At 67.2% G+C, this 22947-nt stretch carries 26 protein-coding genes; 13 read left to right on the plus strand and 13 right to left on the minus strand.

Annotated features, from left to right (window positions below; genetic code table 11):
* Window positions 1-174: 174 nt before the first annotated feature.
* Window positions 175-1359, plus strand: coding sequence for an amidohydrolase family protein (locus G3N93_RS08425; RefSeq protein WP_206132776.1), 1185 nt, complete (start codon window positions 175-177; stop codon window positions 1357-1359).
* Window positions 1360-1426: 67 nt separating this feature from the next.
* The gene (locus tag G3N93_RS08430) at window positions 1427-1900 is read left to right on the plus strand and encodes a nuclear transport factor 2 family protein (RefSeq protein ID WP_206132777.1); all 474 of its coding nucleotides are present in this window, start codon (window positions 1427-1429) and stop codon (window positions 1898-1900) included.
* A 106-nt stretch (window positions 1901-2006) separates the two neighbouring features.
* Here G3N93_RS08430 and G3N93_RS08435 read toward each other — a convergent pair whose 3' ends face one another.
* A complete protein-coding gene (locus tag G3N93_RS08435; protein WP_011353685.1) occupies window positions 2007-2867 on the minus strand; it encodes a LysR family transcriptional regulator in 861 nt (286 codons plus the stop codon).
* Window positions 2868-3057: 190 nt separating this feature from the next.
* Between G3N93_RS08435 and G3N93_RS08440 the strand changes: the two genes are divergently transcribed.
* A complete protein-coding gene (locus G3N93_RS08440) occupies window positions 3058-3732 on the plus strand; it encodes an ankyrin repeat domain-containing protein (RefSeq protein WP_206132778.1) in 675 nt (224 codons plus the stop codon).
* Window positions 3733-3759: 27 nt separating this feature from the next.
* Here G3N93_RS08440 and G3N93_RS08445 read toward each other — a convergent pair whose 3' ends face one another.
* Window positions 3760-4239, minus strand: coding sequence for an XRE family transcriptional regulator (locus G3N93_RS08445; RefSeq protein ID WP_206132779.1), 480 nt, complete (start codon window positions 4237-4239; stop codon window positions 3760-3762).
* Between the two features lie 489 nt (window positions 4240-4728).
* Between G3N93_RS08445 and G3N93_RS08450 the strand changes: the two genes are divergently transcribed.
* A complete protein-coding gene (locus G3N93_RS08450) occupies window positions 4729-5532 on the plus strand; it encodes an ABC transporter substrate-binding protein (RefSeq protein WP_174940592.1) in 804 nt (267 codons plus the stop codon).
* A gap of 31 nt (window positions 5533-5563) precedes the next feature.
* Window positions 5564-6412, plus strand: a complete 849-nt coding sequence (locus G3N93_RS08455) for a phytanoyl-CoA dioxygenase family protein (protein WP_174940594.1) — start codon at window positions 5564-5566, stop codon at window positions 6410-6412.
* Window positions 6413-6494: 82 nt separating this feature from the next.
* On the opposite strand, the gene hutC is transcribed toward G3N93_RS08455, so the two are convergent.
* Entirely contained in the window at window positions 6495-7232 is a 738-nt protein-coding gene (gene hutC / locus G3N93_RS08460) for a histidine utilization repressor (protein ID WP_174940596.1), read from the minus strand.
* 30 nt (window positions 7233-7262) lie between these two features.
* On the minus strand, window positions 7263-7805 hold the full coding sequence (locus G3N93_RS08465; protein WP_048246144.1) for a helix-turn-helix domain-containing protein: 543 nt from the start codon (window positions 7803-7805) through the stop codon (window positions 7263-7265).
* 134 nt (window positions 7806-7939) lie between these two features.
* Here G3N93_RS08465 and G3N93_RS08470 point away from each other — a divergent pair, with 134 nt between their 5' ends.
* Genes G3N93_RS08470 through G3N93_RS08480 form a run of 3 tightly spaced genes read left to right on the plus strand, consistent with a single transcriptional unit; the run spans window position 7940 to window position 10373 of the window.
* On the plus strand, window positions 7940-8722 hold the full coding sequence (locus G3N93_RS08470) for an aldolase (RefSeq protein WP_206132780.1): 783 nt from the start codon (window positions 7940-7942) through the stop codon (window positions 8720-8722).
* A 50-nt stretch (window positions 8723-8772) separates the two neighbouring features.
* Complete coding sequence (locus G3N93_RS08475; RefSeq protein WP_206132781.1) at window positions 8773-9669, plus strand: dihydrodipicolinate synthase family protein; 897 nt, start codon at window positions 8773-8775, stop codon at window positions 9667-9669.
* Window positions 9666-10373 (plus strand): MOSC domain-containing protein, encoded by a 708-nt coding sequence (locus G3N93_RS08480; RefSeq protein WP_206132782.1) that lies wholly within the window; start codon window positions 9666-9668, stop codon window positions 10371-10373. Before G3N93_RS08475 ends, G3N93_RS08480 begins: the two co-directional genes overlap by 4 nt.
* 21 nt (window positions 10374-10394) lie before the next feature.
* Here the strand turns inward: G3N93_RS08480 and G3N93_RS08485 are convergent, their stop codons facing one another.
* Complete coding sequence (locus tag G3N93_RS08485) at window positions 10395-11159, minus strand: SDR family oxidoreductase (RefSeq protein WP_206132783.1); 765 nt, start codon at window positions 11157-11159, stop codon at window positions 10395-10397.
* 381 nt (window positions 11160-11540) lie between these two features.
* Between G3N93_RS08485 and G3N93_RS08490 the strand changes: the two genes are divergently transcribed.
* Complete coding sequence (locus tag G3N93_RS08490) at window positions 11541-12254, plus strand: YceH family protein (RefSeq protein ID WP_174940605.1); 714 nt, start codon at window positions 11541-11543, stop codon at window positions 12252-12254.
* 91 nt (window positions 12255-12345) lie between these two features.
* Here G3N93_RS08490 and G3N93_RS08495 read toward each other — a convergent pair whose 3' ends face one another.
* Genes G3N93_RS08495 through G3N93_RS08505 form a run of 3 tightly spaced genes read right to left on the minus strand, consistent with a single transcriptional unit; the run spans window position 12346 to window position 14617 of the window.
* Window positions 12346-13611, minus strand: coding sequence for a hypothetical protein (locus G3N93_RS08495; protein ID WP_206132784.1), 1266 nt, complete (start codon window positions 13609-13611; stop codon window positions 12346-12348).
* A complete protein-coding gene (locus G3N93_RS08500; RefSeq protein ID WP_241026464.1) occupies window positions 13611-14063 on the minus strand; it encodes a hypothetical protein in 453 nt (150 codons plus the stop codon). Before G3N93_RS08500 ends, G3N93_RS08495 begins: the two co-directional genes overlap by 1 nt.
* Window positions 14063-14617, minus strand: a complete 555-nt coding sequence (locus G3N93_RS08505; RefSeq protein WP_206132785.1) for a hypothetical protein — start codon at window positions 14615-14617, stop codon at window positions 14063-14065. The genes G3N93_RS08500 and G3N93_RS08505 overlap by 1 nt, the downstream gene beginning before the upstream one ends.
* 400 nt (window positions 14618-15017) lie before the next feature.
* On the opposite strand from G3N93_RS08505, the gene G3N93_RS08510 reads away from it, so the two are divergent.
* From G3N93_RS08510 to G3N93_RS08525, 4 genes are all read left to right on the plus strand, one after another.
* On the plus strand, window positions 15018-16334 hold the full coding sequence (locus G3N93_RS08510; protein WP_206132786.1) for a lipase family protein: 1317 nt from the start codon (window positions 15018-15020) through the stop codon (window positions 16332-16334).
* A 191-nt stretch (window positions 16335-16525) separates the two neighbouring features.
* Window positions 16526-17656, plus strand: coding sequence for a 3-deoxy-7-phosphoheptulonate synthase (locus tag G3N93_RS08515; RefSeq protein ID WP_241011659.1), 1131 nt, complete (start codon window positions 16526-16528; stop codon window positions 17654-17656).
* Window positions 17657-17672: 16 nt separating this feature from the next.
* A complete protein-coding gene (locus G3N93_RS08520; protein WP_206132787.1) occupies window positions 17673-18647 on the plus strand; it encodes a hypothetical protein in 975 nt (324 codons plus the stop codon).
* Window positions 18648-18835: 188 nt separating this feature from the next.
* Window positions 18836-19264 carry a PRC-barrel domain-containing protein gene (locus G3N93_RS08525; protein WP_011353703.1) on the plus strand — a complete coding sequence of 143 codons (429 nt, stop codon included), beginning with the start codon at window positions 18836-18838 and terminating at the stop codon, window positions 19262-19264.
* A gap of 55 nt (window positions 19265-19319) precedes the next feature.
* On the opposite strand, the gene G3N93_RS08530 is transcribed toward G3N93_RS08525, so the two are convergent.
* The 5 genes from G3N93_RS08530 to G3N93_RS08550 all read right to left on the minus strand — a co-directional run bounded on the left by G3N93_RS08530 (window position 19320) and on the right by G3N93_RS08550 (window position 22906).
* On the minus strand, window positions 19320-19835 hold the full coding sequence (locus G3N93_RS08530; protein WP_174940615.1) for an Ohr family peroxiredoxin: 516 nt from the start codon (window positions 19833-19835) through the stop codon (window positions 19320-19322).
* Window positions 19836-19860: 25 nt separating this feature from the next.
* Window positions 19861-20616, minus strand: a complete 756-nt coding sequence (locus G3N93_RS08535; RefSeq protein WP_174940616.1) for an SDR family oxidoreductase — start codon at window positions 20614-20616, stop codon at window positions 19861-19863.
* A 205-nt stretch (window positions 20617-20821) separates the two neighbouring features.
* The gene (locus G3N93_RS08540) at window positions 20822-21835 is read right to left on the minus strand and encodes a LysR family transcriptional regulator (RefSeq protein ID WP_206122817.1); all 1014 of its coding nucleotides are present in this window, start codon (window positions 21833-21835) and stop codon (window positions 20822-20824) included.
* A gap of 110 nt (window positions 21836-21945) precedes the next feature.
* The gene (locus tag G3N93_RS08545; protein ID WP_174940621.1) at window positions 21946-22350 is read right to left on the minus strand and encodes a cupin domain-containing protein; all 405 of its coding nucleotides are present in this window, start codon (window positions 22348-22350) and stop codon (window positions 21946-21948) included.
* 76 nt (window positions 22351-22426) lie between these two features.
* Window positions 22427-22906: a carboxymuconolactone decarboxylase family protein gene (locus tag G3N93_RS08550; RefSeq protein ID WP_174940623.1), complete on the minus strand. Its 480-nt coding sequence runs from the start codon at window positions 22904-22906 to the stop codon at window positions 22427-22429.
* Between the last annotated feature and the right edge of the window lie 41 nt (window positions 22907-22947).

Raw genomic sequence — 22947 nt, forward strand, 5'->3', positions numbered from 1 at the left:
GCGGGCGTGCCGGCCGAGCGCTGGGTGTTCCGTCGCGGCGAAAGCGACACGGGCGCGCCGTTCGCCCCCGCGCTGCGCTTTACGCGCTGACCCATCTGACCGGCGGCACGGCACGCGCCGTGCCCCTTCGTATCGACCGCACTGACTGCACTGACCGACCACACCGGAACCGACATGACGAACCTGCTGATCCGCAACGTCCGCCCGAGCGCCGACGCCGCGCTCGACATCCTGATCGAAGGCGATCGCATCGCGCGCATCGGTCCGTCGCTCGACGCGCCCGCTGGCTGCGTGATCGAGGACGGCGCGGGCGCGCTCGCGCTGCCCGGCCTCGTCGAAGGCCACACGCACCTCGACAAGACGCACTGGGGCATGCCGTGGTATCGCAACCAGGTCGGGCCGCGCCTCGTCGACCGGATCGAGAACGAACGCCACTATCGCGCGACGAGCGGCCATGACGCGGGTGTCGCGTCGCTCGCACTGTCGCGCGCGTTCCTCGCGGCCGGCACGACGCGCATCCGCACGCACGTCGACATCGACACCGAAGCCGGGCTGCGGCATCTGCAAGGCGTGCTCGCGACGCGCGAGACGCTGCGCGGGCAAGTTGAAATCCAGATCGTCGCGTTTCCGCAATCGGGCGTGCTCAAGCGGCCGGGCACCGATGCGCTGCTGTCCGAAGCCCTTGCCGCCGGTGCCGATCTGCTCGGCGGGCTCGACCCGTGCGCGATCGAAGGCGATCCGGTCGAAGCGGTGGACGTGCTGTTCGCGATCGCCGAGCGCCACGGCCGCGGGCTCGACCTCCATCTGCACGAGCGCGGATCGATGGGCGCGTACTCGCTCGACCTGATCCTGCAGCGCACGGCCGCGCACGGCATGCAGGGCAAGGTGACGATCAGCCACGGGTTCTGCCTCGGCGATATCGCCGAACGCGAGCGCGATGCGTTGCTCGCGCGGATGGCCGAACTCGGCGTCGGGCTCGTCACGACCGCGCCGGCGGCGGTGCCCGTGCCGCCGGTGGCCGCGTGCCGCGCGGCGGGCGTGACGGTCATCGGCGGCAACGACGGCGTGCGCGACACGTGGACGCCGTACGGGTCGCCCGACATGCTCGAACGCGCGATGCTGATCGGCATGCGCAACGATTTCCGCCGTGACGATGCGCTCGAAGTTGCGCTCGACTGCGTGACGCACGGCGCGGCGCGCGGTTGCGGCTTCGACGGTTACGGGCTGCAGCCGGGCAGCCGCGCGGACGTCGTGCTGGTCGATGCGCTGACGTTCGCCGAGGCCGTCGTCGCACGGCCGGTGCGACGGCTCGTCGTGTCGTCGGGGAAGGTCGTTGCGCGCAACGGCGCGCTCGTGTGAGTGAAGCGTGAGCGCAGCGTCGCCCCGGTATGATCCGGTTTTCAGCCGGATTTCCGGGGAGACGACGATGCGACGCACAACAGCGGCACGGGCCGCACGATGGATGGCGGCGGCCCTGTTCGCCGTGACCACCGCGCACGCGGTGGCGGCCGGCCCGACCGACGCGCAGCAGGAAGCCAACCGGCGGACGGTGCTCGCGTTCTATGAAAAAGGCCTGAACGAGAAAGATGTGGACGCCGCGCTCGCGTACGTCGGCGATCGCTACGTGCAGCACAACCCGAATGCGGCCGACGGCCGCGATGGCTTCCGCAAGTTCGTCGCGTTCCTGCGCGACAAATATCCGCAGTCGCACAGCGAGATCAAGCGCTCGTTCGTCGACGGCGACTACGTGATCCTGCACGTGCATGCGGTGCGCGAACCGGGCACGCGCGGCAGCGCGATCATGGACATCTTCCGGCTCGAGAACGGCAAGATCGTCGAGCACTGGGATGTGAACCAGCCGGTGCCCGAGCAGGCCGCGAACGGGAACACGATGTTCTGACGGGGCCGAGCGCGCGGGCGTTTTGGCCCGCCCGCGATCTCGTCGCATCGACCATGCGGACGGCGCCGCGCCGTCCTTCTCATTGCCGCCGCATCCCGCCTGCTTGTTACTCCTCGAGCTCCAGCATCGTCGCGAGCGCCTTCGTCAGTTCGCTGACCATCGGGTCGGCCGTCGGCCGATGCAGGATCGCGATGTCCATGTGCTCGATCGGCGCGAAACCCTGTTTCGCGGTCAGCACGACGTGCTCGTCCGTCACCACGCGCGCGGGCAGCACGCTGATGCCGAGCCCGTCCGCGACGGCGGCCTGGATGCCGCTCAGGCTCGACGTCGTGAAGCTGATCCGCCAGCGGCGGCCGCGCTCCTCGATCGCCTTGATCATGTCGTCGCGATAGAGCCCGCGCGGCGGGAACACGACGATCGGCACCGGGTCGAGATCGATCGTCGGATGCTTCGCGCTGTCGATCCAGCGCAGCTTCTCGGGCCAGCGCACGACGGCCTCGCGGCTGTCGCGCCGCTGCTTGATCAGCACGAGGTCGAGCTCGCCGCGGTCGTACGCGGCGCTGATGTCGCGGCTCAGCCCGCACATCACTTCGAGCTTGACCTGCGGATGCGCGCGCTTGAACGCGGCGAGCGCATGCGTCGTGCGGCCTGCCGCGAAATCGTCGGGCACGCCGAGCCGGATCGTCAGCGCGACCGTGGCGCCCGACAGCGCTTCCAGCATCTCGTCGTTCAGCGCGATCATGCGCCGCGCATAGCTGAGCACCGTCACGCCCGCGTCGGTCGGCCGCACGTCGCGCGTGCCGCGGTCGAGCAGGCGGTGCCCGGCGATTTCCTCGAGCCGGCGCACCTTCTGGCTGACCGTCGACTGCGTCGAATGCAGGCGCGCGGACGCCGTCGTGAAGCTGCCGCAGTCGGCAACCATCACGAGCGCGCGCAGCAGGTCGAGGTCGAACAGGGGTCTATTCATTTCTGCACTTTTTCGGATTCGAACATTTCATTTCCAAATGCGTGCGACGACTTTTAACATGGCCGGACGCCGCGGGCAATCGCGGTTTCGCCGGACATGGCGCGGCGTCGTACTGCGCCACGGGGGCGCCTCGCCTGACGTATTGCATCGGCCGCGTATCGGCGTGCGCGGCACGCAAGGAGGAAACGGGATGTTGTTCAAACGGATTGCGATCATCGGCTCGTTTGCGTTGACCACGCTCACGTCGGCAGTGGCCGCCGCCGACGGCGGCGCGCTCGAGGGCAGGCTGCGCAGCGCGGCCGATCGCGGTGATGCGGGCGACGTGCGCACGCTGCTCGAGCGCGGCGCGCAGATCGATTCACGTGACGGGCAGGGCCGCACGGCGCTCCTGATCGCGACGCACGGCAATCACGTCGATGCGGCGTGCGTGCTGATCGACGCGGGCGCGGACGTCAACGCGAAGGATGCGATCCAGGACAGCCCGTACCTGTATGCCGGTGCGCGCGGCTATCTCGACATCCTGCGGATGACGCTCGCGCATGGCGCCGACCTGCGCAGCACGAACCGGTATCGCGGCACCGCGCTGATTCCGGCGGCGGAGCGTGGCCATGTGGATGCGGTGCGCACGCTGATCGATGCGGGCGTGAACGTCGACCATGTGAACCGGCTCGGCTGGACCGCGCTGCTGGAGGCGATCATGCTCGGCGACGGCAGCGAGCGGTATGTGCGGATCGTGCAACTGCTCGTGGACGGGCGCGCGAACGTCAATCTGGCCGATTCCAGCGGCGAGACGCCGCTGCAGCATGCGCGGCGGCGCGGGTATGGGGCGATCGAGCGGGTGTTGGTGGCGGCGGGGGCGCGGTAGCGGGCGGTGTGGGCGAAGGGGCAGCGATCAGACCCATACTTCCCGATAGAGATGAAGCGCCTTCGACCACTTGACCAGATTTTTCCAGATGGCGCGAAGTGGCGTGCCCGAGCGCTGGGCAGCTTCCTCGGCTGCTTTCACTACAACCGGCAGCGGGACCTCGTCGAGGATGACAGCGAAATGCGCTTCATACCCGGCGGGGATTTGCCCGGAGGCTAACGCGTCGACGAGCAATCGCTCGGTCAATTCGCTCTTGTGGCTGACGTTTGCGCCAATGACGGCCATGTAAAGACCGCGTTGAGCCGGCCGCGGTCGGGTCATGAGTTCGATGCCGAGCAAGCCTAGCAACGGGATCAGCTTGTTGACGCCGAGATCCTTGAGTTTGCCGTTTTCCAGCTGATTCACGGTGAGGCGAGAAAGTCCGGCGAGCCTGACCAGCCGAGCCTGCGTGAGGTCGAGTTCCGCTCGCCGTTTCGCGACGGCCTGACCGATCTCGTGAAGTTGCATGCGGGCCTTCCTGCACGGATCAATGGCTCATGAATGTAAGGTATATCTTGCATCGCCGGATGTGCCTGCGCATTCGAGCAGCCTTTTTTGCGGTATAGGATGCGGCATCGATTTCCTACGAAAGGCAGCGGGGCGAGGCTTCGTCCTGATTCCCTGTATAGACATCACCATCCAACGGATATCCGGAAAAACTCGCTTTGTGGCAGATGTGCGTCGTAAAGGGTAAACACCGAAAAGCCATGTAAATCCTGCAAGATGGCCTTATTTAAAGCGCCGCCCTATCTTCCCATCCCGATTCCGGAACGCGCCCACCCTCCCTCCACCCCGCCCCCGTTTCCCCCGCTTGCGCTCAAAAATTGAGCGGTCTAGACTGCATCGCAGTTTCATCGAAGTCCCTGTCTTTCGCGCACCGCGCCGGGCATGCCGGCGCAACGCTCCCCACCGGACGCCGGCGTTCGCCCGCCGCGTCGAGACCATCAAGGACACGCCATGAACCGCACTGCAAAGCTCCTCGTTACCGCGCTGGCGTTCGCGCCGCTCGTGTCGTTCGCGCAGGACGCGTCGACGATCCGCTGGGGCATCGACCCCACGTATCCGCCGTTCGAGGCGAAGCAGCCCGACGGCTCGCTCGCCGGCTTCGACATCGACCTGCGCAATGCGATCTGCGAGCAACTGCATGCGAAGTGCGTGTGGGTCGAGCAGGGTTTCGACGGGATGATTCCGGCGCTGCGCGCACGCAAGTTCGACGTGATCATGTCCGCGATGACGGCCACCGACGAGCGGCTCAAGCAGATCGACTTCTCGAACAAGCTGTATGCGTCGCCGGGTGCGCTCGTCGCGCCGGTCGGCTCGAAGCTGCTGCCGACCGCGGAGTCGCTCGCGGGCAAGCGCATCGGGATCGACCAGGGCACGACGCAGGAGGCGTATGCGAAGGCCGAATGGGCGACCAAGGGCGTGACGATCGTCTCGTACCAGAACCAGGACCAGGTGTATCAGGATCTCGTCAACGGCCGGCTCGACGCGACCTTCCAGGACAAGACGCAGGCCGGCTACTCGTTCCTGAAGACGCCGCGCGGCAAGGGCTACGCGTTCGCGGGCCCCGACGTGACCGACGTGCGGATCACCGGCTACGGCGTCGCGATGGGCGTGCGCAAGGGCGACGAAGCGACGAAGAAGCGGCTGAACGACGCGATCGTCGCAATTCGCGCGAACGGCACGTACCAGAAGATCGCCGCCAAATATTTCGACTTCGACATCTACGGCACGAAGCAGCAGCTGACTTCGGCACCGTGATTCCGTGATTCATTCCATCGACAGGCACACCATGACGAGTATCCAGGATCGCGTCGCGCAAGCCGTGACCCCCGAACTGATCGCCGCGTTCCGCGAGGAAGGCGCGGTCTGCATCAAGGGCATCTTTTCGCCCGACGAAGTCGCCGCGCTGCGCGCCGGCATCGACACGAATCTCGCGCAGCCCAGCGAGCGCGCAAAAGTCGCGAGCCGGCCCGACGATCCGGGCTGGTTCTTCGAGGATTTCTGCAACTGGCAGCACAACGACGCGTATCGCGACTTCATCGTGCGCTCGCCGGCGCCGTCGGTCGCCGCCGCGCTGATGGGCAGCGAAAACGTGCGGCTGCATCACGACCACCTGCTCGTGAAGGAGCCCGGCACGCGGCAGCGCACGCCGTGGCACCAGGACCAGCCGTACTACAACATCGAAGGCGATGACAACGTCAGCATGTGGATTCCGGTCGATCCGGTGCCGCTCGAATCGACGCTGGAATTCGTCGCGGGCTCGCATCTCGGGCCGTGGCTGATGCCGCGCACGTTCATGGACAAGGAGGCGAAGTGGTTCCCGGAGGGCAGCCTGGCCGACTTGCCCGACATCGAAGGCGATCGCGCGGCCTTCCCGATCCGCCATTGGGCGCTCGAACCCGGCGACATGGTGTGCTTCCGGATGCTCACGCTGCATGCGTCGGGCGGTACGCAGAACCGTCGCCGCGCGTTCTCGATCCGCTTCGTCGGCGACGATATCCGCCACGCGCCGCGCCGCTGGAAGACGTCGCCCGATTTCCCTGGGCTCGCCGAGCAGCTGCCCGACGGCGCGCCGCTCGATCACCCGCTGTTTCCGGTCGTGTGGTCGCGAGGCGCGGGGCAGGCCGGCGCGATCTGACGCGGGCGAGCACACATGACGAACGCGGCGGCCGTTTCCTGACGAAACGGCCGCCGCGCGCTTTTGTGCGTGGGGAAAAGGATCAGGTCGGGTGGCGTCCGGCGCCCGGCTTGAAGCGCGAGCCGAGCCGGTAGCGGTTGCCCGGATGCAGGAAGTGCACGAACGTGACGGGCTGCCCGTTCGTCCAGGTGCGGCGCGTGAGCGTGAGGCACGGCTCGTCGGCGCGCATGTCGAGCAGCCGCGCCTGTTCGCCGGTCGGCAGCGACGCATCGACCACGTGCTCGATTTCCAGTTCGTAGTGCGACACGTTGTTGTACAGGTACTCGGACGGCGGTTCGACCTGGAAATCCTGGTCGATGAAACCGGGCGCGGCGGCCGGGTTCACGTAGCGATCCTCGAGCTGGATCGGGCGGCCGTTTTCCTCGTGCACGCACACCACATGAAAGACCGGCGTGTTGACCGGCAAGCCGAACGCGGCCGCGACGTCGAACGACGCGGGCTCGCTCGACTGGCTCAGCACGCGGCAGCGATATTCGTGCCCGCGCGCGCGGATTTCGTCGCGGATGTGCGCGATCATCAGCAGGTTCGACTGTGGCTTCACTTCGGCGACGAAGGTGCCGACGCCCGCGATGCGCTTCAGCACGCCTTCCTCGGTCAGCTCGCGCAGTGCGCGGTTGACCGTCATGCGCGCGACGCCGAACTGCGCGGCGAGATCGAGCTCGGACGGAATGCGGTCCCCGGGGCGCCAGTCGCCCGCTTCGACGTTCTGGCGAACGAGCGTCTTGATTTGCTGGAACGGTGCGGTGGCCTTCGTGACCATCGGGGATCCTTGCGCGAAAAGGTGACGATGCTAGTCGTCGTGACTGACGATGACCAGGATCTCCGCCTGCGCGGTGCCGAGGCTGCGCGTGCGGTGCGGGATGAGTGCGTTGAAATAGACTGAATCGCCGGTCTTGAGTTGCACCGTTTCGTTCGGAAATTCGATTTCGACGCGCCCCTTGTGTACGAACAGGAACTCCTCGCCTTCGTGCTCGCGGAACGTCGACGCGACGAATTCGTGCGGCGGATGCACGACGAACGGCAGCATCTTCTTCGGCGCGACGCCGGCCGCGATGCTTTCGAAGCGATGCGCGTGGCTGTCGGCTGCCGCGCCCATCGCCGTGCGCTCGCCGGCGCGCGTGACCGTGATCAGCTCGCGGTTGTGGCTTTCCGAGAACAACTGCTCGACGTCGACATTCAGTGCCTTCGACAGCTTCAGCGCGACCGCGATCGACGGCACGCTCAGGCCGCGCTCGACTTTCGACAGGTAGCTCTTGGTGAGGCCCGTCTCGTCGGCCAGCACGTCGAGCGTCCAGCCCTTCTGTTTTCTGAGCAGCTTCAGGCGAATCGTCATGGGGCGCCGGGTGTCCTTCGAAAAACCGATTGTAACGCATGACACAAAGTGTCCTGTGGTGTATCGTGTGTCATGTTTTCCCGGGAAAGCGGCTGCGGACGGCGCGGCCGGCCCGATCCATTCAGGAGGTGAACATGGCGGAAACGCTGAACCTGACGAAGGAGGCGCTGGTCGCGCTGGCGGAGCGGCGTCTCGACAACGCGGTGGGCGACAGCGGCTGGTCCGCGCGGCAGAAGCTCGCGCTCACGTGCCGGATCCTGTTCGACGCCGGTCACGACTCGGGCCTGGCCGGGCAGATCACCTGCCGCGCAGGCGACGCCGGCACGTACTACACGCAGCGGCTCGGGCTCGGTTTCGACGAGATCTCGGCCGCGAACCTGCTGCGCGTCAACGAGGATCTCGACGTCGTCGACGGCGAGGGCATCCCGAATCCGGCCAACCGGTTCCATACGTGGATCTACCGCGAGCGCCCGGACGTGAACTGCATCATCCATACGCATCCGGCGCATGTCGCGGCGCTGTCGATGCTCGAGCAGCCGCTCGTCGTGTCGCACATGGATACCTGCCCGCTGTACGACGATTGCGCGTTCCTGAAGGAATGGCCCGGCGTGCCGGTCGGCAACGAGGAAGGCGAGATCATCTCGAAGGCGCTCGGCGGCAAGCGCTCGATCCTGTTGTCGCACCACGGCCAGCTCGTGGTGGGCAAGACGATCGAGGAGGCCTGCATCCTCGCGCTGCTGATCGAGCGGGCCGCGAAGCTGCAGCTGCTCGCGATGTCGGCCGGCGAGATCAAGCCGGTGCCGCCGGCGCTCGCGCGCGAAGCGCACGACTGGATTTCGAAGCCGAAGCGCGATGCGGTGACGTTCGACTACTACGCGCGCAGGGCCTTGCGCACGCATCAGGACTGTGTCGCATGAGCAAGCGATTCGTCGCTGCCATGTCTGTTCATCATTGAGGAATACATATCGTGTCCATCCTGTTGAAAGGCATCATTGCCTACCCGGTGACGCCGTTCTCCGCTGACGGCGGCGTCGACCTGAAAGCGCTCGACGCGCTGATCGAGCGCCTGATTGCCGACGGCGTCCACGCGATCGCCCCGCTGGGCAGTACCGGCGAGAGCGCATACCTGTCCGATGCCGAATGGGAGGCGGTCGCCACTGCATCGATTCGTGCGGTGCGCCGGCGCGTGCCGACCGTCGTCGGCATTTCCGATCTCACCACGGCGGGCGCGGTGCGCCGCGCGCGCTTCGCCGAACAGGCCGGCGCCGATGCGGTGATGGTGCTGCCCGTGTCGTACTGGAAGCTCGCCAACGACGAGATCGTCGCGCACTATCGCGCGATCGGCAGCGCCATCGGCATCCCGATCATGCTGTACAACAACCCCGCGACGAGCGGCGTCGACATGTCGCCCGACCTGATCACGACGATCTGCCGGACCGTCGACAACGTGACGATGGTGAAGGAGAGTACCGGCGACATCGGGCGGATGCACCGGCTCGCGCAGTTGAGCGACGGCGCGATTCCGTTCTACAACGGCAGCAATCCGATGGCGCTCGCCGCGCTCGCGGCTGGCGCGGCCGGATGGTGCACGGCCGCGCCGAACCTGAATGCGGCATTGCCGCTGGCGCTGTTCGACGCGATGCAGGCGGGCGACCTGGCGCGCGCGAGGACGGTCTTTCATGCGCAGTTGCCGCTGCTGCAGTTCATCGTCAACGGCGGATTGCCGGTGACCGTGAAGGCTGGCTTGCGCCTGCGCGGCTTCGATGCGGGTGAACCGAGGAAGCCGCTGATGCCGCTGGGCGACGCACGTACGCGCGAACTCGAACGCCTGCTCGCGGCGCTGCCCGACGGTGTGACGACATGAGCGATGCGGCACGGCCGGCGATCTCGGCGGCCATCGGCGCGGTGCGGGTCGGCAAGAGCCGGCCGCTGGCCGGCACGCCGCATGCCAGCGCGATCGACAAGCAGCCGGTCGGCGCGCGTCTGTGGCTGGGCACGCTCGGCTTTGCCGGCGACGAGCAGGCCGATGCGCGGCATCACGGCGGCCCCGACAAGGCGGTCCACCACTATGCGTACGACCACTATGCGTGGTGGTCGGCCCAGATTGGCGTGCGCGACGTGCTCGCGCAACCGGGTGCGTTCGGCGAGAACCTGTCGACGCACGGCGTGACCGAGCGCGACGTGTGTCTCGGCGACGCGTTCACGCTGGGCGGCGCCGTGCTTCAGGTCTCGCAGTCGCGGCAGCCGTGCTGGAAACTGAACGCGCGTTTCGATCATCCGCGGATGGCCGCGCTCGTGCAGCAAAGCGGCCGGACCGGCTGGTACTACCGTGTGCTGCAGGAAGGCTGGGTGGCGCCGGGCGACGTGCTGGCGCTGCATGAGCGCCGCTACCCGCAATGGCCGCTGTCGACCGTGCTCGACGTGCTGTACCGGCGCACGCTCGACGTGGACGCGCTCGATGCGCTGTGCGACGTCCCGATACTGCCGCCCGGCTGGCGCAAGATGCTCGACAAGCGACGGACGGAGCGGCAGGTCGAAGACTGGACGAAGCGGCTCGAAGGGCGTTGACGAGCTGCGCGGCCGCGTGACTCAGTGGCTCGGCAGTTCCCGCACGTCGGTGGTCGGCACCGAGCCGAACGCGTCGCTCAGCGCATAGCCGATCAGCTGTCGCGCGGCCGCCTCGGGCGTCGCGAGCGCGCCGCTCGATTTCAGCTGGTCGAATTTCTCGCGCATCGGGAAGTTGTCTTCGCTGCTCGATCGGATCGTCGCCTGCATGCCCGTATCGACGACGCCCGGCGCGACGCTGCAGATCCGCAGCGCGCGGTTCGCGTCGAGCGCGACTGCGCGTGCATGGTGATCGAGCGCGGCCTTGGTCGCGCAGTAGATGCTCCAGCCGGCATACGCATTGCGTGCCGCGCCGCTCGACACGTGCAGGATCCGGCATTCGGTCGTGGCCGATGCCGCTTGCGCGAGCGCGGCCGACAGCATCAGCGGTGCCGCGACGTTCACGCCGACCGCGCGTGCGACGATCGCCGGGTCTTGCGCGGCGAGCGGGCCGATCGGATCGACGATGCCCGCGTTGTTGAACAGCAGCACGATCGACGCGCCGTCGACGAAGCCGCGTAGCGTGTCGCCGGCCAGCCAGGCCGCGACGGCTGCCGTGTCCGACAGGTCGAGTTCGACTTCGGCGAAGCGGTCGCCGGCTTGCGACGCGAGCGACGGATGGCGGCTGCGCGATACGCCGAGCACGGCGACGCCTTCGAGCAGCAGTTGTTCGGCGAGCGACGCGCCGAGGCCGCGTGTGTGTCCGGTGACGATGGCACGCACGTGCGGTGCGGAAGAGGATGCGGTCATGGTGGTGATCGGGTCGTAGGGGTGAACGGGATGAGTGGTGTCGACGCGCGGTGCGCATGCGTGGCGGCATCGCGTGCGGGACGAGCGATGCGTGGTGTGGCGTGCGAAGGCGGTCGCGCGGCGCAGCGTGCGTCAGGGTAACGCATATCGTACGCCCGCATGCGTGTCGCTCAAACGCCGCCGCGTTCAAGGAGGCGGAATCCGCCGTGCGGCACCGGCTCGCCGATACGTTGGACGAAAGCCGGCTGCGGCAAGTGCGCTCACCGGCACGTCGCGCGGCGCCGGGCCACGCGACGCGAGCTATCATATGGCTCGCCCGTGCGCGATGCCGGACGGGCGGCGACCGTTTCCCTTCACCTGCTGCACGCTGCGACGCCAATCATGAACACCACGCCGGATACGCCCACGCCACGCGCCCTTCGCGAACTCACGCCCCTCGAGGCCCGCATTGTCGGTGTGCTCGTCGAGAAACAGCACACGGTGCCGGACACCTATCCGTTGTCGCTGAACGCGCTGACCGCGGGCTGCAACCAGAAAACCGCGCGCGCGCCGGTGATGAGCGTCAGCGAGGACGAAGTCACGACCGCGCTCGACGGGCTGAAGCACCTGAGCCTCGTGATGGAAGGGAGCAGCAGCCGCGTGCCGCGTTTCGAACACAACGTGAACCGCGTGCTCGGCATCCCGAGCCAGGCGATCGCGCTGCTGACGATCCTGCTGCTGCGCGGCCCGCAGACGGCCGCCGAGCTGCGGCTGAACAGCGCGCGCCTGCACGGTTTCGCGGATATCTCGTCGGTCGAGGCGTTCCTCGATGAACTGGCAGCGCGCACGCAGCCGCTCGTCGTCCGGCTGCCGCGTGCGCCGGGCGCGCGCGAGAACCGCTGGATGCACCTGATGTGCGGCGAAGTGAACATGGCCGACTTCGCGAGCGCGGATGCCGGCGGTGCCGATTCCGTGCCGCCTTCGGAATTCGAAGCGCTGAAGGCCGAACAGAAGCGTCTCGCGGATGAAGTGGCGCGGCTGAATGCGCTGGTTCTGCGGATGGCGAGCGAACTGGGCATCGACGTCGACGTCGATGCCCAAGGCGACGCGTCGTGATGTAGATGGCGGCGGCGCCTGTCTATCGACCGGCTCCGTCGTTGCACAAGCCCGGCCGGGGCGCGATGCGGGTACCGCCCGCATCGCCGCGTTATTTCAGCTTGACGCCCGGTACGAGATAGCGCGAACCGCCCGGTTTCAGGATCGGCGCCAGCGCCGCAAATGGCGCATCGAGTTGCGGCCCGAGACAGGCGCCCATCGCGTGCCCGATGCCGGAGACGCTGAAAGACAGCTTGCCGGGCGCATCGAGTTCGAACGCCAGATACTGCGGGAACACATCGGCACACGCCATCGAATCGCCGTCGCTATCCGTCGGGTGAGCGCCGGATTCGGCCTTGTCGCGCAACCGCGTAATGAAACTCACCAGCGCGGGGCTCGTTGCCGGATCGCCATCCTTGCCCGCCGCAGTCGCATCGATCACGCGATTCCAGTCGAGGTACGTACCGCGCAGCAGGTCGAACGTGACCGGATCGTAGTGATTGTTCGGATGAGCGCCGCCGCAGTACGTACTGCCCGATTCCACGATGCCGAGTGCCGCAGGGGACAGCCACGTGACCGTCACCTGTTCGTCGTCGAAGCCGCCGAGCGAACCGGCGGCCGGCCCGTCGTCGGAATAGCGGGTCGACGCGCATTCGAGCGCGGCGAGACTCATCTGCCAGTGCTGCTGCTCGAGCAGGCGGTTGACCCGTGCCATGACCGCCGGATCGGGATGACGGCTCAGACGCGGATACATGAGCTTCGTGCGCGGGTCGCGCCACATCCGGTACGCGACCGTTCCGTCGCCGATCTCGGGGCCTGCTGGCTGCGCGTGCCCGGCAAGCTTCAGCGTGGCATAGGGCGCCTGCCGCATGTCGATGGCCACGCCGCTTGCGATGCCGCTGCCGACGCCGCCGGCGATGCTGTTGGTGACGGCTTCGACAGCGCCGGGCGCTACCGCGTCGGGATCGTATTCAGCAATGCGCCGCAACGCGAAGCTGCGTGACTTGCCCGAGCGCGCATCGGTCCAGCGGCCGCGATAGCCGGCCTTGTCCCGCGTGCCCTGCCAGGTGGCCGCGGCATGATCGAAATCGGCTTGCTGGCCGAATCCCAATGGACTGCGCGCGTCGTCCGGCAACTGCGTTCGCACGAGCGGCTCCATCAATTCCGCGGGCGTGCCGTGCAGCGGAATATCGACGCCGTGCTGCGCATAGAAGTAGCGGCCCGAGATCGAGCCATCCGCAGCCGGGCGATCGTCGAGTTCCATCACGACGGCGCCGGCGCCCTGCAACGTTCCCTCGTAGACCGTGCGCGGCGCGGCATTCGCGAAGCCTGCGTGCAGCGCGAACAGCACCCAGGCCATCCTGATCAGCGGGCGCATCACCAGCGGCACCCGGTTTGTTCGGACGCGTCGATGTCCAATACTCTGCCGAACGCGGTCTGCTTGCCCGTGCGTGCGCTGGTATAGGTCATCGAATAGATCATCGCGCCCTGCGACATCATCTCGTACCGCCCGTTGATCCTGCCGTCGACCATCTCGACCCAGGTCGTCGTGAACTGGTGCGGGCGGCCCTCGGCGAGCACTTCCTCGTCCACGTGCTCGACCACCAGCGGCAGCGCTGTTTTCGCTTTCGCATAGCGGACCATGCCGCCCGACCAGTCGACGGCGTCGTCGTAGTAGGTGCGCATCTCGAAGCGCACGGGCTTGTCGCCGTCCGATTTGAAGCAGTACACGTCGGTGGAGATCTTGGCGAGCGCGGGCAGCGACGCGCAGAGCAGCAGGGCGGCAAAGGCTTTTTTCATGATGGACCGGTGAAGGATGAAGTGCGGCATCAACCGAGCACGATCCGCGTGGCGCCCGCATCGACGAGCCGGAACAGCAGATCCTCGACGGCCGTCTCGGGTGCGGAGCCGAGATCCGCATTGACGCGCCACCCCTGTTCCGTGCGAACCGGTTCCGACAGGAAGTGAACGATGCCGTGCAGGCCGTCTTCGGCCGGTGCGTTCTCGTCGTCGCCATCGAACCATGCGAAGAACCACGTCTTGAACGCCTCGACCGCCGCGCTTTCGTCGAGACCGTCGGCCTCGATCGCGGCCCAGTCCCACACGAACGGGCGGATCGACACGGCCGCCGTTTCAAGTTCGAATGCCAACGGCTCGAACGACAGTTGCGTGGTGGAATCGACCATCGCCGGCTGGCCGGCCGATTCGCCTTCGGTCGCGATGATGTCGGCCCGGCACGGCAACGCGAGCGGCCCTTCGGTGGCGAGCGTGCCGTCGGCACGCCGGTAGGCCGGTTCGACGATCACGGCCGGCTGTGCAGCCGCTTTCGCGAGCAGGTCGACGTACGGTTGGCGGATGGCGCGGAGCAGTTCGGAGACGGTCATCGTGGCGTATCGGTTGGACAGGGAACGATCGGTTACAGGCAGTGTGCGGCGCGGCCGCCATCGCACGACGCGGCCGCTCGGGTACCGGACAGCCGTGATCGTACGGCACTTCGGCAAAACGCGGACAGTCGGCCGAATGGCCGTAGCACCCCGCATCGCGCGACGACGGGTTTAGACGTTTACCTTCAAACAATGGAAAACGCCCTTCGATTTCCCGTGCGTTGTGCTTCAATTCATCCGGTTTGTACTCCTACTAAAATTACAGATTCAGAACAGCCCGTATTATTTATTCACAGGAGACAGTCGATGGCCTGGAAACGGTTTTGAAGCGACACACAAGATGGTCTGCAACACCGCGAACTTCCTTCGATGAAAGCAGGTTATCCCAGGGGCCCCAACCATGTCCTCCAGACGTTTCATGATGGCCGCGGCGGTCGTATCCGCCACGCTGGCCATGACGGCACCGCCGGCCAGCGCCGCCGCGCCGACCGTATCCGACCCGTTCTACACGTACACCGGCGCCACGCCATTGGCATCGATTCCACCGGGCACGGTGCTCAAGACGCGCAACGTCACCTATCACGTGGCCGGCATCCCCACCGCGCTGACCGCGCAGCAGTTGCTGTATCGCACCAATAACGCGCTGAACCAGCCGGTCGTCAACGTGACGTCGGTGATCCGGAGCCAGGTCAGCAACGGCCAGGCGATCTCGTACCAGTCGGCCTACGATTCGCTGAACCCGTACGACGAGCCGTCGCAGGTGATCGCCGGCGACCGCGACGTAACCAAGGTCATCAACATTGGCACGTTGCTCTACAGCGCGGAATCGATCCCGCTGTCGACGCTGCTGCTGCTCGGCTACAACGTCATCGTGCCCGATACCGAAGGCCAGACGGCCGATTTCGCTGCCGGCCCCGAATACGGGATGACGACGCTCGATTCGATCCGCGCGGCGCTCAATACGCCGTCCACGGGCCTGAACCCGTCGAGCAAGGTCGCGATGATCGGCTATTCCGGCGGCGCGATCGCGACGAACTGGGCCGCGCAGCTCGCGCCGAGCTACGCGCCCGAGATCAACAAGCAACTCGTCGGCGCGGCGGAAGGCGGCGTGCTGGTCGACCCGGCGCACAACCTGCGCTACGTCGACGGCAGCATCGTGTGGGGCGGCGTGGCCGCGGCCGCGCTGGCCGGGCTGTCGCGCGGCTACGGCTTCGACCTGACGCCCTATCTCAGCGATACCGGCGTCGCCGTGTTCAAGGACATCCAGAGCCAGTCGCTCGCATACATCCTGCCGAAGTACACGGGGCTGCACTGGGGCACGCTGTTCAAGCCGCAATACGCGAACGACATCAACAGCATTCCCGTGTACGTGACGTATGCGAACAAGGTGAATGCCGGGCTGGCCGCATCGCCGACGATCCCGATGTTCATCGGCCAGGGCACGGCGGGTGCACTCGATGGCACGTTCAGCAGCCAGGTGGGCGACGGCGTGATGATGGCGTACGACGTGCGTGCGCTGGCGCAGAAGTTCTGCGCGAGTGGCACCCCGGTCACGTACAACGAGTATCCGCTCGAGCACGCGGGCGCGATCGTGCCGTGGGTGGCCGGCATGCTGCCGTGGCTCTACGACCGTTTCAACGGGAAAGCCGCGCCGAGCAATTGCTGGCTGACGTCGCTGCTGCCGAGCAATTCGCTGGCGCCCGAGACGCTGCACTAGGCAACACGCCGCGCGACGTGACGCATGACCGGGCGACCCTTCGCGGGTCGCCTTTTTTCGTTGGGCCTTTTGATTTCCGTCGCGCTGCCGTCATCCCGCCGCGCCCGCCCCCTGCCGCAACCCGCCGCCGCCCCGCCCGGGTGCCATAATCGAGCCTGCCCATCATTCCAGACGTCCCCCGGAGAATCACCATGCAGAACCTCGACAATCCTTCCCACGATCGCGAGGTAGGCAGCGCCGACGCGACGCAGGACACCACGCGCATCGACGACGTCCGCATCGGCGCCGTGCGCCCGCTGATTTCGCCGGCGCTGCTGCTGGACGAACTGCCGGTGCCGGCCGCCACGCAGACGCTCGTCGAGGACACGCGTCGCGCGATCGGCGACATCCTGCACGGCCGCGACGACCGGCTGCTGCTCGTCGTCGGCCCGTGCTCGATCCACGATCACGACCAGGCGCTCGATTACGCGCGCCGCCTGAAGATCGCCGCCGATGCGCTGAAGGACGACCTGCTGATCACGATGCGCGTCTACTTCGAGAAGCCGCGCACGACGGTCGGCTGGAAGGGCTACATCAACGATCCGCGCCTCGACGGCAGCTTCCGCATCAACGAAGGGCTGCGCGCCGCGCGGCAACTGCTGCTCGACATCAACGCGCTGGGCCTGCCGGCGTCGACCGAATTCCTCGACCTGCTGAGCCCGCAGTACATCGCCGACCTGATCGCGTGGGGCGCGATCGGCGCGCGCACGACCGAGAGCCAGAGCCATCGCCAGCTCGCGTCGGGCCTGAGCTGCCCGATCGGCTTCAAGAACGGCACCGACGGCGGCGTGCAGGTCGCGTCCGACGCGATCGTCGCCGCGGCCGCGAGCCATGCGTTCATGGGAATGACGAAGATGGGGATGGCCGCGATCTTCGAGACGCGCGGCAACGACGACGCGCACGTGATCCTGCGCGGCGGCAAGAACGGCCCGAACTACGACGCCGAGCATGTCGAGGCGAGCTGTGCAGTGCTGCGCAAGGCCGGCTTGCGCGAGCAGGTGATGGTCGACTGCTCGCACGCGAACTCGAACAAGTCGCACGACCGGCAGATCGACGTCGCGCAGGATCTCGCGCGGCAGCTGTCGCAGGGCGAGCAGCGGATCGTCGGCGTGATGGTCGAGAGCCATCTCGAGGCCGGGCGCCAGGACCTGAAGCCGGGTGTACCGCTGAAGTACGGCGTATCGATCACGGATGCATGCCTGAGCTGGACGCAGACGGAACCGGTACTCGACGTACTGGCCGACGCCGTGCGGCAACGACGCGCGCAGTCGCGCAACGCGTGACGGGGGCGATGCCGACATGACCGAATTCCCGTCCGACGCACCGGCCATGCCGGGCGAACCGGCTGCTTCCGGCCCGACGGAATCGATGGCATCGACGGCACCGGTGCCGCCCGGCAAGCTGTTCACGATGGCGGGCGTCGGCTGGGCGGCATTTCTCGGCTCGCCGCTCGCCGGCGGCATCCTGCTCGCGGCGAACGCGCGGCGCCTGGGCCACCGCGCGCTCGCGCAGCGGCAGATTCTCGTCACGGCGCTCGTCACGCTCGTGTCGATCGTGCTGTATGCAGCGGCGGACATACCGGAAACCTCGGTGGTGCCGCACGCGCTCGTGCATGCGGTCGTCATTGCCGGTCTCGCCGGGACGATTTTTTACGGACGGCACGCGCAAGGCGCAGCCGTCGACGCGCACCGGGCCGCCGGCGGCGCGCTGCAATCGAACTGGCGCGCGGCGGGCATCGGCCTGCTGACGCTGCTCGGCGTCTGGCTGTCGATTGCCGTGGCGATCGTGGTGCTGGGTGTCGCGGGCGTGCTGAATTTCGACAACGACCTGCGGCTCGTGCGCAATTATCCGGCGCCTGCGGAGCTGCGTTTGCCTGCGGGATGGCGGGTCGCGAACCAGCCGGAGGATCGCGGCGACGCGACCTACCGGATCCGTCGTTTCAGGTTCGGGATGATGTCGGCGGGGATCGAGTTCGTCATCGGCGACAAGAGCGACGACACGATGTCGAGCTTCTGCGAAGAGATGGTCGATGCGGTCAAGGACAGTGGCAGTGCGGTCGATTGGTCGCACGCGGGGAACGGCACGATAGCGGGCCGGCCCGCAACGATGTGTGAGCACAAGGGGGCGCTCAACGATGAAATCGTGCACCAGGCGGCCGTGCTGACCTCCGGCGACACGAAGACTTGCGCGCTGATCTACACGGCGCGCGAGGAAAACTACGCGCGTTATCTGCCGGAGTTCGACCGCGTGCGCGATTCGTTGCGGTGTCCGTAATGTCGCCGTCGCGCGGGGCGCGTGACGGGGGCTGCGTCATCGCGTCCGATGCAGCGTTTCGCGAGTGGCGCTAACATGGGCCGGTGCGATGCGTCGTGCGCGAGCCGCCGTGCTTCACGCGGCGCAGGCACGGAGGCGGCTTGGCCGGCCGCCGACACCGACAACAATTCACCGGAGTACATGACAGCATGGCTTTCTACAAGACCCTCATCGCAGCAACCGTCCTCGCATCGAGCGTCAGCGCACACGCGCAGATCGCGGGCGCGCAGCCGATCAGCGTGACCGTCGAGCAATCGCAGGCACTGCTCGAAGGCTGGAGCGTGAAGAAGAGCGTGCTCGGCAAAGCCGTCTACAACGACGACAACCAGAAAGTCGGCACCGTGCGCGACCTGATCGTCGCACCGGACGGCTCGGTGTCGGCGGCGATCGTGTCGGCCGGCGGCTTCCTCGGCGTGGCCGCGCATGACGTCGCGGTGCCGATCGCATCGCTCGACGTGCGCAAAGGCAACATCTACCTGCCGGGTGCGACGAAGGATGCGCTGAAGGCGACCCCGGCGTTCCAGTACGCGAAGGTGCCGTCGCCGCCGAAGCCGAAGAAGATCGACGAAAAGCAGTGAGCAAGCGCTGACTTGCACGGCCCGGCGCGCGATGCGCCGGGCCTCCCGTCCGTGATCAGCCGCTCGATGGATCGTCCGGCGGCGCGAGCGCCACGACGTGGCTGATGCCTTCGTGCGCCATCTTCGTATAAGGGCTGAAGCGTTCCGTATTGCGGACGAGTTCTTCCGCCACCGTGCGCTCGACGCCCGGCAGCCGCACGCGGATGTTCGCGCTCAGCATGAACAGCCCATCCACCGGATCGCGGCAGAAGTCGACCGAGGCGCGGACCGAAGCGCCGGCGATCGACACGCCGGCCCGCGCGGCGAGCAGGCTCAGCGCCCCGTGAAAGCACGCCGCATAGCTTGCGGCAAACAGCTGCTCCGGGTTCGGGCCGTCGCCCGGCCCGCCGAGCGCGGACGGCAGGCGCAGCTCCACATCGAGACGGCCGTCGTCGGAACGCGCAACGCCCGACGCGCGGCCGTGCTCCGCCGCCCCACCCGTGACGGTCACCGTCGTCGAATAGAGCGTCTGCGGTTCCCGCCCGCGATACTTGTCGAGCAGCGAGAGCGGCGGCGGGCGCAGCGGCGTCATGGCGTGCGTGATCCTGCGGTGCGGCTCAGCGCGCGGGCTGGCTTTTCTGGAACCACGTGTCGAAGGTCGTCGCACCGAGGCGCGCGCCGGGCCCGGGGACGAGCGTGTCGTCCTGCAGCATCGCGCCGAAGTAATCGGCGCCGGCGTCCCTGACGACCGTGCGCGGGTCGTGCGTGACCTTCAGGAAATGGTCGACCAGGTCGGCGATCCGCACCCGATCGGGGCCGCCGATTTCGACGATGCCGTTGCGCGGTGCGTCGAGCGCGACATCGGTGACGGCGGCCGCGACGTCGTCCGATGCGATCGGCTGGAAGAACGCGGTGGTCTGCCGCGTGGTGTCGCCTTCGGCGCTTGCCTGGGCGATCGCGCCGACGAATTCGAAGAACTGCGTCGAGCGCACGATCGTGTATGGCACACCTGCTGCGCGGATCAGGTCTTCCTGAATGATCTTGCCGCGGAAATACGCGCTTTGCTGCAGGCGGTCGGTGCCGACCACCGAGAGCGCGACGTGATGGCGCACGCCCGCCGCGCGCTCCGCGGCGAACAGGTTGCGTCCCGACGTTTCGAAGAATGCCTTCACGGCCGCTTCCTCGAACGACGGCGAGTTCGCGAGATCGACCACGACGTCCGCGCCCGCCAGCGCGTCGCCCAGCCCCGCGCCCGTGATCGTATCGACGCCTGTCGACGGCGCGGCCGCCATGGCGTCGTGGCCGCGCGCGATCAGGTTTCTGACGACTTTACTGCCGATGAGGCCGGTACCACCAATCACGACGATCTTCACGATTGCTCTCCTTGAACGGGCGCGCGAGATGCGCGCCGCATGAATCGGTCGAAGCCGGCGCGCATCGCATTCGCGCGCGTGCGCCGGCACCTTGCCGAACGGCGTGCCCCGTTGCCCGCACGCTGTTCGACCAGCCCGCATCGTAGGCAGACGCCGCGCGATCCGGTAGAGCCTCGCAGGTGCTCACGATGTTGTTTCGAATGCATCAATCGACCGTCTCCAGCGGCGCCGTCGTCGTCATCGTGGTCATCGTCGTCAGGCACTGCAGATCGCGCGCGCGCGTCTGCTCGATCATGTAGTCGATGAACACGCGTATGCGTGTCGGCAGATGCTTGCGGCTCAGGTAACAGAGATAGTGTCCGCCGTCGTCCGGCGCGTGCTGGCCGAGGCAGCTCACCAGTTGCCCGTCGGCGAGCAGGTCGCACACCTGGTACGCCGGCAGTTGCGCGATGCCGAGCCCGTCGAGCGCCGCGCGTACGACCAGATCCATGTCGTTGAAGGTGTGATGCGCGGCGAGCTGGCGCTGCTGCGTCAGCCCGTCGACCTTGAATTCCCATTCCGTCACGCGACCCGACGCGGTGCGCAGGTTGATGCAGCGATGCTGCGCAAGCTCGTCCACATGACGCGGCAAGCCGTGCCGGTGCAGGTACGACGGCGACGCGCAGACGATCATCTGCATCGGAATCAGCTGGCGCGCGACGATCGCGCTGTCTTCCATGCGGCCGTCGCGAAACTCGACGTCGATGCGGTCGGCGGAGAAATCGGCCGGCCGGTCGTTCAGCAACAGCTCGAGCGTGATGTCCGGATACTGCGCATGGAAATCGCGCAGCAGCGGCGCGATGATCTTGCGGCCGAAGCCGGGCGTCGAGCCGATCCGCAGGTGTCCGCTCGGCGGGCCGCTGCGCAGCTCGCGCATGTCCTCGAGCGCCTGCGCGAGATGTTCGATGCCGGGCCGGCAGTTCTCATAGAAGAGTTCGCCTTCGCGCGTCAGCGACATGCTGCGTGTCGTGCGCTGGAACAGGCGCGCGTCGAGCCGGTCCTCGAGCCGCTGCACGTGGCGGCTGACCGACGAGCGGCCGACGCCGAGGCGATCGGCGGCGCGGGCAAAGCTGCCTTCGGTGACGACGGCAAGAAAGGTGACGACACCGGCGTAGCAGGTCGAGAAGCTGCGCGCAAAAGGGTCGTCGGCGTCAGGGCGGCGGATGGAGGTGTCTGACATGGAGGCGCTGGATTCGTGGTGTCCATATGCGACTAGACGTTTCAGCATTGCCGCCTGTGACACCGCCCGCCGCATTTTTTAAAAAAGGGACGCGGCGGCGTGCCGGCCGGTTATTTTTCCGGCACGAGCACGGGTGCGCCCTTGTCCTTCAACAGCAGCACGATGAACTTCGCAGGTTTCGTGCGGCTCGCGTTGCGTCCGACCGTATGCAGGTCGTCGGGCCCCTCGTAGAAGGTCTGGCCCGGCTTCAGCGTGACGGGCTCGCCGCCCTTCACCTGCATCACGATCGAGCCCTCCACGACATAGACGAACGCCTCGGCGTGGTGACGGTGGACGGGGTCGACCGCGCCGGGCGGATATTCGACCGAGATCATCTCGGCTTCCTTGCCCGGATATTCGGTGAGCGGCTTCGTCATCAGCGGAGTGACGATGGCGGAAGGCGCCGCGTGGACGGCGCCGGCGGTGGCGGCCGCGACGACGAGCGCGGCCGCGGCGGCATGTTTCAAGCGAATCATCGGAGGGATTCCAGTGATACCGCCGGCCGGCGGCCGGCGGCGAAGGAGGGCAGCGGCCCGAAGCCGGGCGCGGGCGTCAGGCGAGATTCGCCTTGTCGAGGCCGTAGGCCTTGTCGGCCGAGCCCGGTAAGGTCCGGAACGCGACATTGGCGCGGTTCCAGCCGTTGATCGCCATCACTTCGAACGTCAGGTCCGACAATTCCTTCTCGGACAACTGGCCGCGCACGCGATCGTAGACGTCGTCCGGCACGCCGTGCTCGGGCAGTTTCGTCAGCACTTCGGTCCACGCCAGCGCGGCCCGCTCGCGCGGCGAGAACAGCGTCGATTCGCGCCACGTGGCGAGATGGTGAAGGCGCAATTCGCGCTCGCCGTGAAGGCGAGCCTCCTTCACGTGCATGTCGAGGCAGAATGCGCAGCCGTTGAGTTGCGACGCGCGCGCCGACACGAGATCACGGATCGATTCCTCGATCGCGCTGCTGCGCAGCAAGTTGCTGAGTTCGAGGAATTGCTTGAACAGCTCCGGCGATTGATGCATGTAGTTGAGACGCTGCGTCATGATTTCTCCTGGCGACGAAGAGGCTTGCCCGCGCTCGGCGG

Origin of the sequence: Burkholderia sp. Se-20378, assembly GCF_017104665.1 — a bacterium.
Classification (GTDB): Bacteria; Pseudomonadota; Gammaproteobacteria; order Burkholderiales; family Burkholderiaceae; genus Burkholderia; species Burkholderia lata.